Origin of the sequence: Rhodococcus sp. 008 (assembly GCF_001682295.1) — a bacterium.
Taxonomy (GTDB): domain Bacteria; phylum Actinomycetota; class Actinomycetes; order Mycobacteriales; family Mycobacteriaceae; genus Rhodococcus_F; species Rhodococcus_F qingshengii.
In genome coordinates this window covers 380238-395960 of sequence record NZ_CP015203.1, presented here as the reverse complement: position 1 = coordinate 395960, position 15723 = coordinate 380238, and the positions used below count along the sequence as shown (strand labels likewise).

Below are 15723 nucleotides of genomic sequence, written 5' to 3'. Positions count from 1 at the left end.
CATGGCCGTTGCAGTGATACGGGGCGGTGGGTTGTGGAACTCGACCAGCGTGCGGCGAGGGGCATTCGCAAGTGTTCGCTAGGCTGATCCCATGGTTGTCGGTCCAATGTTATTTGTGTCGATGATGGTAGCGCCAGTGTGATGAATCGACGTGCGTTCCTCGGCTCGGCGGCGGTAGTGGCGATCGGCGGGGCAAGTGTTGCGTCAGCAAATTCCGCGCGGGCGCTGTCGAGGCGCGCGTTGGTTTATCGCGGTCCGGCTTCGTCGCCGGGCTGCCCCGAGGCGGTGGCGCGTTTGCTCACGTTGGCGGACGATCCGTATGACGTCGTCTTTTGCGGCCCGGACGAGGATGTCCCGTTGACGCGGGAATCGTTGGCCAGTGCGACTATGTACGCGCAACCGGGTGGTGGGGGGCTTGCCTCGGCGTGGGTGCATATGGAGCAACACGCACCGTTGATCCGGGAGTGGGTTCACGCGGGCGGCCGGTATCTCGGGTTCTGTTTGGGCGGCTATTTGGCTGGCGCGACACCGGGTTTCGGACTTCTGCCAGGTGATTCTGCGCGGTACATCTCCTCTCGGAATTCCGAGATCGACACCACTGGCAACACGGTAGTCGAGGTGACATGGCGTGGAGACAAGCGGTGGATGTTTTTCCAGGATGGGCCGATTTTCGTCCTTCGCGGCGATGCCCCGACGGAGGTTCTGGCGCGCTACCGCAACGGTCGGGTCGCGGCGGTGGCTGCCGACTTCGGCCGCGGACGGGTCGGTGTCGTCGGTCCGCACCCCGAAGCTGACCAGTTTTGGTACACAGGCGGTCTCACCAATCCTGACGGTATCCGATTCGACCTCGGTGTGGACCTGATCGAGTCGGTCAGTGATGGTGCGCAGCAGCGCTCTGCGACGTCCTTTCCGTGACTGCGCGCCTGCTGCGATTGGCGAGCATCGTGACGAATGCTTCCAGTGGTCCTCGTCCTGTGGTGAGTTTGACGAACATCCCGAGGCTGAGCGCGGCACACACTTGCAGAATGTATCCCGTCCAGGGCTCGTAGGTGTCGTAGGGGGAGTTGATGAACCAGATGTGCAGCACGTACAGGGTCAATGTCATCGAGCCGGCGGCTGCCAACGGGACGATGACGAGGCGCGTCATCTTTTCCAGTCTTGTGCCTGCCAGGTGACCGAGGAAGAGCATCGCTCCGATCACTGCGACGGAGGAGCCGATTGTCCCCAGCAGATCGAGGGGTGTGCTGGAGTGGGGGCCGTCGACGGCAAGCCACCACCACGACGAACCGGCTACCGAACCGTCGGCTCCGTAGGAGATGAGGTCGAGGATGTCTTCGCGGGGTAGCTTGCTGCCGCTGACGAGGTGTTCGAGGCCGCCGAGGTGAAAGATCAGGATCTCGGAGAGGATTCGGGCGCCGACTGCCATCGCGGAACCGGTGACCAGCAGTGCTGCGGCGACGTTCGCCGATGTGAGGCGCAGTCTGCCGATGACGATGCCGGCGCAGATGTATGCGGCCCAGGGCAGTGCCGGGAATTCGCCGTTGAGGAATAGTTCGATTGTCCAGCGTCCCGGGTTGTCAATGATGGCGCTGAGGGTGGGATTGTCCAAGCTTGGGGTTGGGAGCGAGGAGCCGACGAGTTCGATGGCCGCTGGCACCGCGATCGCGATCAGCACTCCGAGCGCGGCGAGGGTGCGGGTCGGGAGAAAGGCGAGTGGGATCGCGAGGAGAAAGAGGATCGCGTAGTACGGGAGGATCACGACGGCGTATTCGGCGTCGGTGTAGCCCAGGAGCAATCCGATAGCTCCGACTGCGCCGGCTCGTGTTGCCAGCGCTGCCGCGGTAGCGCCCCGTTGTCCGCGTTGTACGCGGGCTCGTCCGGTGGTGAAGGCGATTCCGACTCCGGCCAGGACCGCGAACAAGGCGGAGGATCGTCCTGCTGCGATGCTGTAGGACAGCGTCGGGGATCCGTCCTCACCGACAGCGACGAGCGAATGCACGGCCATCATCCCGAACAGCGCGATTCCGCGGGCGGCGTCGATGCCGAGAAGTCGTGGGGCCGAGACGGCGGCGCGGGTGGTGTTGATCGGCTTAGTGGGGCTGGTGGCGACCAGGTCATTACCGGTCATCGGATCATCACCGCGTTGATCAGGCGGTGCCCGAGGTCGGTGGCAAGGTGCTCGGGCGCATCCAAACCGTCTCCTCGATACCAGCTTTCGTCCGCTTCGGGATGTGGCCCTACGACGGCGACGCGGCCTTGACCGTAGTCGATTTTCAGCGCTGCGATGCTTCCGTTGCGATAGCGAGCGAGAATGCTCGCTTCGCAGTCGTAGTAGCGGCGGTAGTGGCGATCGAGTGAGAAGTAGGGGCCGTCCTGGAAGTACATCTCTTCGACCTGTCCGCTCCAATCAACCTCGAGGACAGTGCTTCTGGTCGTGTGCACTTCGGCACTGCGAGTCGCGACGTATTGGTCGGCGTCGCCGGGAAGCAATTCGAATCCTGGGCTGCGGCCGGCGAGGTATCCGCCGAGGCAGAAGCCGAGGTACCGTCCGCCGGAGCGGACGAAGTGTTGAATTGCGGGAACATGCCGACGCAGGTGAGCGAATGCACTGCCGAGATCGCCACCGCCGGGTTGGGCATAGAGCGCGGCCGAATGAAGCGTCGACTCGTCGATCTGCAACTTCTCGTCCGGGCCGACGAAGTGGACGTCGAAGTTCCACACGCTCGACGCCAGGAGGTCCGCGACGGCTTCCGGGCATCCCGGAAGTGACGCCGGGCCGCGGTAGACCAGCGCGCGTGGGTGTGGCCGGGTGCTGGAGATCCTTGCCCGGCGGGAGGTGTTGCGGGCCAGCGATACCCATTTCATGCGGATACTCCTTGAGCGGCGATGAGAGTACGCGCAGCATTACCGGGGTGGGTGGTGCTCTGGCGCAGGACCGAGTCCTCGATGCCGCGGGTATGGGGGTCGTCGGCGAGAACGGCTTCGGCGGGGATGCCGCGCCACCGAGTGTTCGGCGGAAGTTCTTCGCCTTTCATGAGTAACGAGAGAGGGCTGAGGGAGGCGTGTTCGCCGATGATCGTGTCGTAAAGGATGATTGACCGGGTTCCGATGCTGGCGCCGGCGCTGATGGTGACTGTGGACATTTTCATGACGCGGTCTTCGAACAGGTGTGTTTGTAGTGAGGATTCTGTTCCGATGGTGGCGTCGTCGCCGATATGGACGAGGTCGAATTCGGTGAGGTAGGTGGTTCCGAACCACACGCGTTTCCCGATCGTGGCACCGAACCAGCGCAGCACCATCGGCAGGAACGGGGTTCCGACGAGCATGCCGACACCGATCGGTACGGCGGCACTCTCGTAGAGTCCGGTCGCGAACTCGGAGCGGCGGACGAACTTACTCCACAGTGGTTCCACACGTGGGCGGTAGCGGCCGACCATGTTGCGTTTGACTGCTGCGCAGAATCCGATCACCGCGAGACTCGAGGCCATCGCGACCAGGGGCGCGACGAGCGCCGGAATGGCGAGTGCGCGCCCGAACGCCAGCGAGGACAACACCAGCAGGTACAGGTAGAAGCTGATCCCGAGAACTGTCGGCGGCAAGGTGGCGCGGAAGAACTCGATCACGTAGCGATCACGTACCACCTCACGTGGGGGCGTGTAGGTGAGTTCGTCGTCGTAGTCGCCGCTGTCTTGTCGGTTGGGCAGGTAGATGGCGGGGGACCCGAGCCAGGAGGTGCCGTCGGGGACGCCGGCGGCGGGCGGTACCGTGGCGACGCCGATCAGTGCGTTGTCACCGATCTCCATTCCGGACGGGATGACGGCGGCGTTGCCGATGAAGGTGCGTTCGCCGATTCGTGTGGGTTGGAACATGATTCGACCGTTCGCGAAGCTGGCACTGCCCACGCTGGTCATGTCGGCGACGAAACTGTCCTTGCCGATGGTGAGCATGTCCGGGTCGACGTGCGAGACGGTGGAGACTTCGGCGCCGCGGCCGATGTCTGCGCCGAGCAACCGTAGCCACGGCGCGGTGTAGAGAGTGGCGTACAGCGAGTTCGTGAACAACAGACTGAACTCGAGCAGTTTGTCGACCATCCACTTGCGGATACCCAGACCCGAGCGGACGGGATGCATTCCGGCGGGGGCATTGCGCAGGACGAGGTGTTTGTTGACGGCGACGAACACGCAGACCGAGATCACGAAGATCGGGCCGGTGAGCAAGGTCGCCGCCAGTCCCGCCAGCACACCCCAGGTGAGCAGGGCGCCCCACACCAGTGCGATGCCGGGGATCATCAACGCGATGGCGCCGAATTCGAGCGCCGCCAATGCTGCGACGGCTGCCAGGATGTGGCGTGCTTTCCACCGGGCGCGCACGCTTTCGGCGCGCATCATCGTCTCCACTGCCGGATCCACCGCCTCGGCTGGCGCGGCGGGCGATCCGGCCCAGCGGGCTTCTTGCGGGATGGTGTTTCCCGTCGGTAACAGGGACTGGTCGCCGAGCGCGGCGCGAGCTCCGACGGTCGATCCGGGTTCGAGTACGACGTTGGCGCCGACGAACGCACCGGCTTCGACGACGATCTTCCCGACGGTGACCACGCCGGACTCTACGCGCCACGGCCGGATGGTGGCGCCGTATCCGATGGAGGCGCCGTCGCCGATCTCGACGAGGGCCGGCAGGGAGATCGAGGACGTTGCGATGGTTGTGCGGTGACCGATGTCCGCACCGAGAATGCGCAGATAGATCGACATCAAGGGCGATCCGCTGACCACAGGCAGGGCGCCGACCGCCAGAAGAAGATCGAGGGTCCACAATCGCAGATACGTCGGACCCCAGAGCTTGTAGTGTCCGGGTTTGATGCCGGCGGCCAAAGGGCGCGCACTGATCACCGGCAGGAACCAACGCACGCAGAGATAGGTGGCCATGATGGCGATCAGCATCTCGAGCAGAACCGGCACGGATACGAAGCCGTCGTTCTTGGTGTAGACGTACGAGACGGGAAGTGTGGTGATCAGCAGGAACAGGTAGATCACCCCCAACTGGATACCGCCCGCTCGTGCGACGTCCGTATCGGCATGCCTGACTGCGACATTCGCGGCCACCGGTTGGGAGGGCTTTTCTGTTGCCAGTGCCTGAGTGAGCGAGCGGACAGTGGGGTGGGTGTAGAGATCGCGGATCGAGAACGAGGCACCGATATCGCCCTCCCGTAGCGCGGAGACCACTGTTGCGGCCAGTAGCGAGTGTCCGCCGAGATCGTCGAAGAAGTCCGCGTCGACCGACAGCTCATCATCCGGAATGCCGAAAGCGCGCGCCCAGATCGCCCGCACGGCTCGCTCGTGCTCGTTGCGCGGTGCGATGACGGGGCCGGTCGAAGCGGAAAAGCGTCGGCGGGTCGGCTCCGGGAGCTTCGATCGATCCACTTTTCCGCTTGGCATCACCGGCACCGCAGCGATGACGTCGACGAAGGTCGGCGCCATGTACCCCGGAAGGCGCTGCGAGAGAGCTCTCGACAGTTCCTTCACGAGGTCCTTGCCCTCGCCGGGGGTGGCCAGGACGAGGTAGGCGCACAATTCCGACGGCGTGGTGTCACCGGGTGTTGCCGCCGCCAGCGCTACGACGGCTTCCGACACCGACGGGTGTTCGAGGAGCACACTTTCGATCTCACCGAGATCGATGCGGTGGCCGCGAATCTTGACCTCGGCATCGGCGCGGCCCAGGTACTCGATCTCACCCGCATCCGTCCAGCGGCCGAGATCGCCAGTGCGGTAGAGCTTCTGGCCTGCGGGCACGGAAAAGTGGTCGATGAAGCGGTCGGCGGTCAGGTCGGGGCGCCCGACGTATCCGCGTGCGACACCGCGGCCACCGATGCAGATTTCGCCTACCTCGCCGCGGGGAACCAGCCCACGGGCCTCGTCGAGAATGACGACCGAATACGTCGGCAGTGGCCGCCCGATCGTCACCGGCCGTCCGGGCAGAAGCTCCCCCCACGTCGCGGTGACAGTGGCTTCGGTCGGCCCGTAGGTGTTGAGGATCGTCCGGCCCGGCCGCGCCCATCGCTCCACCAGCTCACGCGGGCACGCTTCCCCACCGACCAGCAGATTGCGAATGAGGGGGAGATCGCGCGGGATGGTGGCAAGCAGAGTCGGAACGCAGTACAGCGTCGTGACAGTGTTCACGTCGAGAAAATCGGCCAATTCACCGCCCAGTCGGCGACTGTCGGTGGGACCAGCGACGATGGTGGCGCCGCGGGCCCACGTAGGCCAGATCTCTTCGATCGAGAAGTCGAAGGAAATCGTCATACCTTGGTAGACACGATCGTCAGGGCGGACATCGTAGACGCCCGGTACTACGTCGAGGAAATTGCAGATACTCGACTGGGCGACTTCCACCCCTTTCGGGCGACCACTCGAGCCTGAGGTGTAGAGGATGTAGCAGGCGGGATCCGGATCCGACCGCGAATCGAGGGCGAGTCGATGGCGTGGTTGCTCATCCAACACCGCCGCAGCGTCGTCCACGAGCAGACGTTCGACCGTGCAGTCCGCGGTGTTCGGAGCCAACGCTGTCGAGGTCAGCACGAGCTGAACGCCGGCATCCTCGACAACGTAGGCGACACGATCCGGCGGCGCACCGGGATCGATCGGCACAAATGTTCCACCAGCCTTGAGCACACCGAGCAAGCTCACGTAAGTGTCGACGGAACGATGCAGGAAAATCGCAACCCGCGACCCGACCCCCACACCCTTGCCGACCAACACATGCGCCAACTGGTTCGACCGCTCATCCAGTTGGCGGTAGGAGATCGCGTACCCGTCGCACTCGAGCGCAATGGCGGCCGGGGTCGAGTCTGCGCTGGCTTCGAAGACATGGTTGAGGCGGCGGGGAAGCGCAGCGTAACTCCTGCGTGCGGGTTCCATGCCGGACCAGGCGCCCGCCCACAGACTCTTGTGATCCGACATGATTTTCCCTTCGCGAGAGCGATCTCGCCGTCCTACCGCGTGCTCCGAAGGTTCGTCCGGGCACGGCGGTGTATTTCGCTATTTAACTAGCTGAGTGATTGCGCTGACACACGCTACGACGGTTGCGGGGAAAACACTAGCGCCGGAAATGTTCGAATTAAGAGTGGAGTCTCCGAAACCGTCCAGTTTCTTTCAGCGGGAGTTGGGGCGCGATTTGGTGCAGGGGCACTGCCAGCAGGGTTACAGGTAACTCACAGATAAGCCGGTGGAATAAGGCTGTGAATAGTTGTCGCAAAGTCCCCGCAAATAAGAATGTGACTTTAGTCCCAACGGTGTGGCGGGAGGTCGTCGAAGAGAAGGCCAATGTCCGGCGACGGACGAATCTCGCCGGAGTGCCGTTGCCGGTTCGTGCAGTGCAGTACACATCTTTTGTCCGATTTAGGCGCTGGCGCAGCATCATCGAGGGGCGTGACCACTCGATGTAGGAGGGCCGAAGGTCCCGAACACAGATGACCTCGGCTGGGCCATGCACGTCGAGAATTGTGACCGAAATCGTCAGTGCGACTGCTTCGTTTTTCGTGCGCGGCAGCGAAGGCAACAGCCAGCGATCACTTCGCACGCAGGCTCGTGTCCCCAGAATCACTGAGACAGCGCGCAAGTACCCCAACTGCCTTGTGGTGGCTCGCTCGGCGGTCCGCACCACCGAGCGAAGGAACCGACACCGACTCTTGCCGAGGAGTAACCAGCGACTGTTCGAAACGACACCACCCGCGCGGATCTCTCGTGTGCAGCCGTCGCTGATCGAATATCGATCGGAAGCCGACCGAATCGGGCGGGCGCGTCGATTCCGGCGATATCAATACCGACCGCGAGATGACGGCACTCGCTCGACGGGTCGGTTCGGTTCGACGCGATGCGATGCGCGTGACTGATCGCCGTTACCGAAACCGTCGGAGCGGACTTGCGGATACAGGATCTGGGCCTGGTCAAGAGACGGGCGCCCCGCCTCCCGTCGAGTGACCAGCCGGTCGGCGGGCGCCCAACTGCTACTGAACTCTGAAAAAGTCTTCTGCACCAGAGGTTACCCACGAGATGTTCGCGCGGTCTACCACGCGCTTTCCAGGAGATCCGGAGCCGGAACCCGACACCGCTGCCGTCCTCGGAGCGATGTGCGATGGATCAGACCGTTCGTCAGCGAGTCTCTTCAGGCTTACTCGCCAGGTGATGCCGACAGCGGATACGGTGCAGCCGGGGACGACGGCACTGTCCGTTGTCATACCGAGCATGAGGGGTGGCATTGTCACCTGGTCGCACGAGTCCGTGGTGGGTCATGGAATGGGAAGGAAGATCGTTGCTTCGAATCGGGTGTTGCGTTCCGGCAGGTAGCACCACTTCATGGGCGACGCATCACAGGAAGAGGGGCCAGGCGGTAGCGTTCTCGGCGAGTCAGGAACGCGGTGAGGGATGCGCGTTACGCGCGGCAGGACGAAAAGTCCCCGATACCTTCACTACAGCGTGGACGGGTGGTCCGTGATGGAACGCCGGGTGATGCCGACCTGATCAGGGCATGCAGGCTCGCCAGAGCGGCCGGCTGCCATACTATCGTCAGGTTCTTTGCCGACAACACTAAAGCGGTTCACTGTCAACATGACTCGGCGTTCGCGAAGCCAAGCATTCCGTCCGACACCAGCCACTCTCGGGGCACTATCGGGAAATGCCGACCGTGCGGTACCCGAGGTGGCATTCTTTCATTCGAGGTGTGAGTCACGCGGGCTACGCCGCGGCCTCGAGAGGAAAGGCAGTGCCCATGCCCCGATTCGGATCGACGGCCTCCGCCGCGCCCGCCCGAACTGCCCTGGCTACAGCGGCACTGGCGGCGCTGACCGGCCTCATCTCAATCGTCGTCCCGTCCTCGTTTGCCTCGGCTGAGAACACCTACGGCACCGGTATGGCCTATTCGGATCGGACCTTTCAGCCCTTCACCGCCTCGAACGGTCTTTCGTCGAAGTACCATGTCTACTCCGCAGGGATCCCGCAGGATCACGCTGCCGGTTTGGTGCTTCAGTTCCACGGCGACGGGGCGTACGAATTCGCGAACCCCACCTCGTCGTACAGCCTCGGCGGTCCGTCGGGCATCGTGGCTCAAGCCCGCTCGCGGGGCTACATCACCGTTCCGGTGCGCTCTCCGGACTCGGCCGGGGATATCACGTGGTGGGAAAACGGAAGCGCGAACGCCGACTTCGTCGCCGACCTGCTCGACACACTGAAGGCGGGCTACAACATCGACACCGAGGACATCTGGCTCGTCGGTTACAGCGGAGGCGCCCAGTTCATCACCCAATTCCTCCTCCCGAAGTACTCCAGCAAGATCGACGGCGGCGGCACCGTGGTCTTCGGTGGCGGCGGTGCGCCACGTGTATCTGCTCAGCCCTTCGCCAGCGGCTTGATCGCCGACCTACCCATGCACTGGTACACCGGAGGCGCCGACAACGGCACCACTGTTAGCGACGGCTACAACGCACTCTTGGATGCGCAGAAAGGCTCGGCTTGGTACTCGGCACACGGCTTTACCGCGGATCTGGAGTCTCCAACAGGTATCGGGCACAACCTTTCCGGTACCTTCGGCGCAGTTCTGGCCAGTCACCTCGACGATCACGTGCCGAACAACCACCTTCCCACCACTGTCACCGCTGCCCCCGAGTCGACGACCTCGACGACAACCACATTGGCGACAACGACTACGACAGGAACTCCCCCCACCGCAACAACACCACCGATGACGCAGGCATCGACCACCACCACAGAGCCGACCTCCGACGTCTGGAATTACACCCTGACCCCGACGAGGACCGGCGCAAACATGGTCGTCACCATTCCCGCCGGAACCAGTCGAACGACGTTCCGAGTCACAGCCACCCAAGGCCCGTTCTACGTCTACAACTACACAACCCGGACCGGACTGCGCACTTTGAGCATCGTCACGAGTCTCACACCGAATACGAGCTACAACTACACCCTGGAAGCCGATGACGAGATCGTCGGATCTGGGTCATTTCGAACGCTTCCCTGACCATGGGGGTCTGTCTCGATAACGGTGTTTCGGCCGGTTTCCATCAGTAAGTTTCCGATCCCGGCCAACGGTCAGCGAACGTGATCGCAAACGCGTTCAGAGTAGGCTTCCACCTCATTGTCCATCGTGCATGGCCCTTGCCCGTCGGGTCGAGTGAACGCGTCACCAGGTAGAGGCATTTCAGCGCAGCGACCTCGGTAGGGAAATGACCCCGCGCTTTCACCGCCCGCCGATAGCGGGCCATTGAGGGACTCGATCGCGTTGGTGGAGCACAGGACTCGGCGTATCTCGGTGTCGTAATCGAGGAACGGGATGAATTCCTGCCAGGCATTGGTCCACAATCGGATGATCGCCGGATATTTCTGTCCCCAGTGCTCGGCGAGCTCGTCCAGCGCTGCCTGAGCAGCAGCCTCGGTCGGTGCCGTGTAAATCGGTCTGAGATCGTGTTTGAGCGCGTCCCAGTGTTGACGACCCGAGAGCCGAAACGTGTTTCGGATCAAATGCACGACGCACGTTTGTACCGTCGTGGCCGGCCACACGTGCTCGACCACCTCCGGCAATCCCTTGAGCCCGTCGCAGACCAGGAAGAACACGTCCCGGGTGCCCCGATTTCGAATGTCAGTCAAGGCTGACATCCAGAATTTGGCGAAGGCGCACAGGTTCGCGCGAACCTGTGCGAGGTGGCACCTGAATTGTCACGGGTTCGGCAGCCGGGTGGGGTCGACGTGGTCGGCAAGGTAGGCGATGACGGCACCGTTGGTCATACCGTAGGCGGCGGCGACGAGCTTCGCGTCGACGGTGGTGATCAGGGAGACCAGCCTGGTGGAACGCAGGATCCGGGGCCCGATTCCGACCGCACGCAGGGTGTTCTTGGCGTAGCCGTCGGAGGCGGGCGCGCAGGTGGCTTTGGTTTGCAGGGTGATCAATACATGGGAGTTGTTGCTGCGTAACGTATTGCGGTGATCGAGACAGTGCGCCAACGCGGTCCAGGTCCACGGGTCCAGCGGTGTCGAGTGAGCTCGGCCGCGAAAGTGGATACGCTGCTGGTCGTGATCGACGGCGTCGACGGTCAGATGTTGCAGCTCTCGGGTGGTGGCACCGTGCAGCAGAGCGGCGAGTCCGACGAACGCCTCGTGCGGGTGAACGTCGGGGGCGCCGGTCCAGCGAGCGAACAGTTCACGTTGCCGCTCGAGGGTCAGGGTCGAACCGCGAAAGCCCCAGGGCTGTGGTGCATTCAAACCAGCGGTGGGATCGACGAGCATCAGCCGTCGCCGGGTGGCGTAGCGGCAGAACTGGCGCAGCCCGGTGAGGTAGTGGGCGCGTCGGTTGCCGCGGGTGCGTAGGAACGCTTCGATGTCGCCGACATTGACGGTGGCCCAGTCGGTGGTGCCGCGCTCGGCGGTCAGGAAACAGGCGAGGTCACGTACCGCGCTCAGTCGGGCTTCGATGGTGGCGTGGCTACGCGGGTGGGTTCCGCTGCGGCGGGCGCGGTCGCGGCCGGTGACGAGATGGTCGGCGAATCCTTCGGCCGCTGGCCGCAGCGATTCGGGTACGACGTCGATGCGGCGTTGCCGCCGGGCAGCGGCCCGTTGTTCCTCGCGGTCCAGCGGCAGCGCCAATTGCCGGCCGGTGAGGAAGTCCTCGAGGGCTCGTGAGAGCGGCACGTTGGCGGTGACGCGTTGCAGCAGCGTCTGCGGATGCGGCGGATGCCCGGCGTCGAGGTGGCGGCCGAGTTCGGTGAGCATGGCGCAGGCGCGTTGGGGGTGGTGGCGCGGCGCGCCTGAATCATCTCGAGAAGCACTGGTTCGAGTAGAAACCTTCATCACCAATCACCAGTCCTGTGGCGACCTTGTCTTCGAAAAACGTGTCGCCACAGCTCTGATTACTGAAGACGTTCTCGTGCGCCTCCACACCGACGTTACGGATCTTTGGGCCGCGCTCGAATTACACACCGATTCTGTCACCGCGACGACGTCCTGCGTCATCGACGACGACCGACGATACGTTTTCGCCGTCACACCCATTCGGGGCCGAGGCTTCTTTCGCCGAAGCCGTAACCGGCCCAACATCATCGAGTTAGCCGAGGGTGGCGGATTTACACTCATCGCTGCGGAAAACACTTGAGAACAGCGTGATCCCTTGTCCGCGTGCTGCTCGGTGATACCACCGTGCCGTATGAGCGAGTGCGCTGTATAAAGCGGCTGGGAGCTGTGGAAGGTGCGGCGCATCATCGTCCAGTGATGTTTACATGTATGGTCGAAGTGTAAGCGTTGATGTCGTAGTCGGCGTCTTCCCGGTCTCGTCGGTCCCCTGTTGTGTGTGGCCGTCGAGACCGGCTCGGCTTCATCAACAAGTCCACGTGCGTCCTGCTGGTGCCCTGGCTAGAGGTGATGTCCCCCGCTGCGGGTGGATGCTCTGCGCGGGTTCCGGCATCACATGTGTCTGTCAGCGCTACACCCGGCGTGCGGAACTCCGCAGATGCTGACGGCTGGCCGCCCCGTTGCGGTGGGAAGCTCACCGGCGCAAGCGTGCGCCCGAATGGCGTACCGAGATGGCCGACCGCTTCGCGGTCTGGCGGGAAGTCACCGCGACCGATGTTGCCGCCTGAAAGGCAAACAACCCGACGGTGTTCCATCTCGACATCTCAATAATCGACTGTGCCGCTACACTTTTCAATCAACGCGACAGTGCCGATTGAAGGCCGTATTCCTTGATCAGCCGAGTACTAGTCCGCCGTCGACCAGAAGGTCCGTGCCGGTCATGAATGATGACGAGTCTGAGGCAAGAAAAAGTGCAGCACGTGCGATTTCGTCTGGTTGTCCGATTCGTCCCATCAAATGCATGGAGTTCAATGACTCTCGGAACGATTCGGGGTCATCGCTCTTGCCTATGAAATCGTTCAATAGTGGCGTTTCGACTACGCCTGGGTTGAGGGAGTTCACTCGAATATTATGTTTGGAAAGTTCTACGGCGAGGGCTCGCGTGAATGAAATTATCGCGCCCTTGGATGCAATGTATGCGGCTAGGTTCGGCCATGCCAACCCTTCGCGAGCCGATCCTGCTGTCGTATTGATGATAATCCCGTGACCTGCACGCTCCATATGTGGGATGGCTTCCCGGCATGAGATGAATACTCCTTTGATATTTGTATCAAGGACCTTGTCGAGTTCGTCGTCGGGGGTTTCCCGGACAGGAGTGCCTGGTCCGTCGTAGGCGGCGTTGTTGAATAGCACATCAATCTTTCCGTGCAGCTTCATATGTAGCTCGAAGAGAGTGCGGATGTCTTCGGTTTTGCGCACATCGGTAGCGACAAACTGAGCTCGACCGCCGCTGTTGTGGATGCTTGCAGCCAGCTCATCGCTCCAGGGTTTGCGTGCCGCGAGCGTCAGGTCCGCACCCTCGTGTGCGAACAATCTTGCGGTGGCAGCTCCGATGCCGGACGTGCCACCAACTATTAGAACCGCTTTGTTCGTCAGCTTCGGCATTTGTGCCCCTCCAGGCTGTGAGAACGGTTGATTTAGGCGATGAGCGTGATCGCCTTTATGGACGCGAGTCGAAGTCCGATTGCAGAGCGACTTCTTGTCATTGAAGACGTGGCAATCGATCCCTTCACTGCCTCCTCGGGCCGAGTTGCGCGATTCGCCTGGCTCGAAGACTTGTCCTGTGGATTGTCTGGATTGCATGAACCTTGCCGTACCGCAGGCCAGTCTCGGTACTAGGGGATTGGTTATCACGGTGATTCGTACTTGTTCTCACTATTCCGGTGGGCCCATCTAGTTCTTCGTTTCGAGGCCGTACCTGTGATCCCTCGAACATCTTTTCGCCGCTCGATTTCGGTGTAACTCGGAATGTTCTCCACTGCTTCTATGCGGAGGGGACGAAAGCGGCGGTCAAGTCGATGTCGGTTAACACCGACAGTTGGATGGCATTGTCAATTACTACTGACCGCTTGTACGGTCAGCATGTGATGTGGTGCACAATCCGGCGCGAATCGCACCTCCCGCACGCCGTCCATCATGTTCTGGTCGCTATCGACTCCTCACTTCGACAGGGAAACCCATGACTTCCTCGAAAGCTACTGATTCGCAACTTAACCCGGCTCTCCTCGTCAACCTGGTCCGCCGATCCTGTATCGGAGACATCAGTACGCGCGGAGCAGAACATTTCGGTGATCGTGTGGCCCTGGTCGATGGAGACGTCGCCGTCACCTACCGTCAACTCGACGCGCAGGCAAACTCTGTTGCCAGAGGTCTGCTGGCCGCCAAACTGTCACGTGGCGATCGACTGGCTATGGTCGCGCCCAATAGCTGGCAGTTCGTCGTCACGTTCTTTGCCTGCGCAAAGACTGGCATCGTGTTCATGCCTATCAATCTCGCCCTGTCGGCGGAAGAGATTGCGTTTCAGCTCTCTGATTCTGCTGTGGCTGCCGTCGCAGTTGCAGATGAGCATCTTCAGAAGATCCTCGATGCGGTGGAACTGGCATCCCTGCCGGCGCACCTGCTGGTCATCGGCAAGGGTCCAGAATCGTTCGACGGTGGTGGCCTGACGTCATGGGAGAGCCTGCTGGAGTGTGGCTCCGCGCCGGTGGAAGTGCTCGTTGAGGACGACGATGTTGTGCATTGTCTGTATACCTCGGGGACCACGTCCAACCCTAAGGGTGTCCTCACCAGTCACAACGCGGTACTCATCGCATTGTTGAGCACTGCAATTCAAATGCGTCATCAGCGCGATGTATCGGGATCGATTATGGCCATTACGCTTCCGATGTTTCACGTCACCGGCCTTGACGCTCTGCTGCTGCCCCTGCTTGCGACGGGCGGCACCGCAGTGTTGTACCGGGCGTTCGACCCAGCTGCTATCGCTGACGGTATCGAGCAGCGCGCGGTCACCCATCTGGTATTGCTTCCGATGATGTGGGAAGCGCTACTCGTTCAAGTGGGACAGCGAAAGACGCGCACGGACTCGGTAAAACTCGGCCTTTACGCGATGGCGCCGATGGCACTTGAACGCGTCGACGCAGTGCGCACAGCCTTCCCGAACGCTGACATCGTGATTGCTTCGGGGCAAACTGAAACTACTCCGGCCAGTGAGATGCAATTTCCGGCGCACCAGCGCACCAAGCACGGCGCGTGGGGATCGCCCGCTCTGACCACCGATGTCCGCATCATGGATGCCACTGGAACATTGCTCGATCGTGGGCAGCAGGGTGAAATCGTCTATCGTACACCACAGTTGATGACCGAGTACTGGAACAATCCGCAGGCGAACGATGCCAGTTTCGCACACGGCTGGTTCCACAGCGGCGATATCGGCCACATCGACGACGATGGGGTGGTTTGGTTTACCGACCGTTTGAAGGACATCGTCAAGTCCGGCGGCGAGAACGTCTCCTCCATTGAAGTGGAACAAGCAGTGGTGAGGTGTCCCGGAGTCCTTGAATGCGCGGTAGTGGGTCGCCCGCATCAGCGTTGGGGTGAGGCGGTGACAGCTGTCGTCGTCGTTGAGGCCGACTCGCCGATTACCGAGGCCGAGATCCTTGACTTCTGCTCGAAACAACTAGCGGGATACAAGGTTCCCAAGGAAATCGTATTCGTCGATACGTTGCCTCGGACAGCCACTGGGAAGATCGAGAAGCACAAGCTGCGCAGCACCTGATCTGCGGTCGCATGTCCGGAAATGCTTGCAAACGAGTACGGGTTTGAT

9 protein-coding genes and 2 pseudogenes are annotated in these 15723 nt (G+C 62.1%); 5 read left to right on the top strand and 6 right to left on the bottom strand.

Features of this window, described 5'->3' with window-relative positions:
- Window positions 1-141: 141 nt before the first annotated feature.
- Complete coding sequence (locus AOT96_RS32220; RefSeq protein ID WP_082654970.1) at window positions 142-915, top strand: BPL-N domain-containing protein; 774 nt, start codon at window positions 142-144, stop codon at window positions 913-915.
- Here the strand turns inward: AOT96_RS32220 and AOT96_RS32215 are convergent.
- From AOT96_RS32215 to AOT96_RS32205, 3 genes are read right to left on the bottom strand one after another with little or no spacing between them, the layout of a single operon-like run.
- Window positions 872-2128, bottom strand: coding sequence for a heparan-alpha-glucosaminide N-acetyltransferase domain-containing protein (locus AOT96_RS32215; protein ID WP_058228506.1), 1257 nt, complete (start codon window positions 2126-2128; stop codon window positions 872-874). The two genes, AOT96_RS32220 and AOT96_RS32215, sit on opposite strands and share 44 nt — an antisense overlap.
- Entirely contained in the window at window positions 2125-2865 is a 741-nt protein-coding gene (locus AOT96_RS32210; RefSeq protein ID WP_082654969.1) for a BPL-N domain-containing protein, read from the bottom strand. Before AOT96_RS32210 ends, AOT96_RS32215 begins: the two co-directional genes overlap by 4 nt.
- On the bottom strand, window positions 2862-6950 hold the full coding sequence (locus tag AOT96_RS32205; RefSeq protein WP_063892187.1) for a Pls/PosA family non-ribosomal peptide synthetase: 4089 nt from the start codon (window positions 6948-6950) through the stop codon (window positions 2862-2864). Before AOT96_RS32205 ends, AOT96_RS32210 begins: the two co-directional genes overlap by 4 nt.
- Before the next feature lie 1801 nt (window positions 6951-8751).
- Here AOT96_RS32205 and AOT96_RS32195 point away from each other — a divergent pair.
- Entirely contained in the window at window positions 8752-10020 is a 1269-nt protein-coding gene (locus AOT96_RS32195; protein ID WP_141695873.1) for a hypothetical protein, read from the top strand.
- A 43-nt stretch (window positions 10021-10063) separates the two neighbouring features.
- Here AOT96_RS32195 and AOT96_RS32190 read toward each other — a convergent pair.
- Both AOT96_RS32190 and AOT96_RS32185 read right to left on the bottom strand, forming a co-directional pair.
- A pseudogene (locus tag AOT96_RS32190) lies at window positions 10064-10667 on the bottom strand (IS256 family transposase); the annotation flags it as partial.
- 48 nt (window positions 10668-10715) lie between these two features.
- Entirely contained in the window at window positions 10716-11765 is a 1050-nt protein-coding gene (locus AOT96_RS32185) for an integrase (protein WP_231917474.1), read from the bottom strand.
- On the opposite strand from AOT96_RS32185, the gene AOT96_RS35895 reads away from it, so the two are divergent.
- Window positions 11758-12144 (top strand): hypothetical protein, encoded by a 387-nt coding sequence (locus AOT96_RS35895; RefSeq protein WP_167349923.1) that lies wholly within the window; start codon window positions 11758-11760, stop codon window positions 12142-12144. The genes AOT96_RS32185 and AOT96_RS35895 overlap by 8 nt on opposite strands.
- Window positions 12145-12541: 397 nt before the next feature.
- A pseudogene (locus tag AOT96_RS36695) lies at window positions 12542-12628 on the top strand (IS6 family transposase); the annotation flags it as partial.
- A gap of 106 nt (window positions 12629-12734) precedes the next feature.
- Here the strand turns inward: AOT96_RS36695 and AOT96_RS32175 are convergent.
- Window positions 12735-13505 carry an SDR family NAD(P)-dependent oxidoreductase gene (locus tag AOT96_RS32175; RefSeq protein WP_058228502.1) on the bottom strand — a complete coding sequence of 257 codons (771 nt, stop codon included), beginning with the start codon at window positions 13503-13505 and terminating at the stop codon, window positions 12735-12737.
- A gap of 574 nt (window positions 13506-14079) precedes the next feature.
- Between AOT96_RS32175 and AOT96_RS32170 the strand changes: the two genes are divergently transcribed.
- A complete protein-coding gene (locus AOT96_RS32170; RefSeq protein WP_058228501.1) occupies window positions 14080-15675 on the top strand; it encodes a class I adenylate-forming enzyme family protein in 1596 nt (531 codons plus the stop codon).
- The last annotated feature ends 48 nt before the right edge of the window (window positions 15676-15723 follow it).

What these genes read in the sequence shown, in the direction of transcription:
- AOT96_RS32210 (WP_082654969.1), bottom strand. Translation starts at nt 2,865, where the DNA reads ATGAAATGGGTATCGCTGGCCCGCAACACCTCCCGCCGGGCAAGGATC.
- AOT96_RS32220 (WP_082654970.1), top strand. Translation starts at nt 142, where the DNA reads ATGAATCGACGTGCGTTCCTCGGCTCGGCGGCGGTAGTGGCGATCGGC.
- AOT96_RS32215 (WP_058228506.1), bottom strand. Translation starts at nt 2,128, where the DNA reads ATGACCGGTAATGACCTGGTCGCCACCAGCCCCACTAAGCCGATCAAC.
- AOT96_RS32185 (WP_231917474.1), bottom strand. Translation starts at nt 11,765, where the DNA reads ATGCTCACCGAACTCGGCCGCCACCTCGACGCCGGGCATCCGCCGCAT.
- AOT96_RS32175 (WP_058228502.1), bottom strand. Translation starts at nt 13,505, where the DNA reads ATGCCGAAGCTGACGAACAAAGCGGTTCTAATAGTTGGTGGCACGTCC.
- AOT96_RS32205 (WP_063892187.1), bottom strand. Translation starts at nt 6,950, where the DNA reads ATGTCGGATCACAAGAGTCTGTGGGCGGGCGCCTGGTCCGGCATGGAA.
- AOT96_RS32170 (WP_058228501.1), top strand. Translation starts at nt 14,080, where the DNA reads ATGACTTCCTCGAAAGCTACTGATTCGCAACTTAACCCGGCTCTCCTC.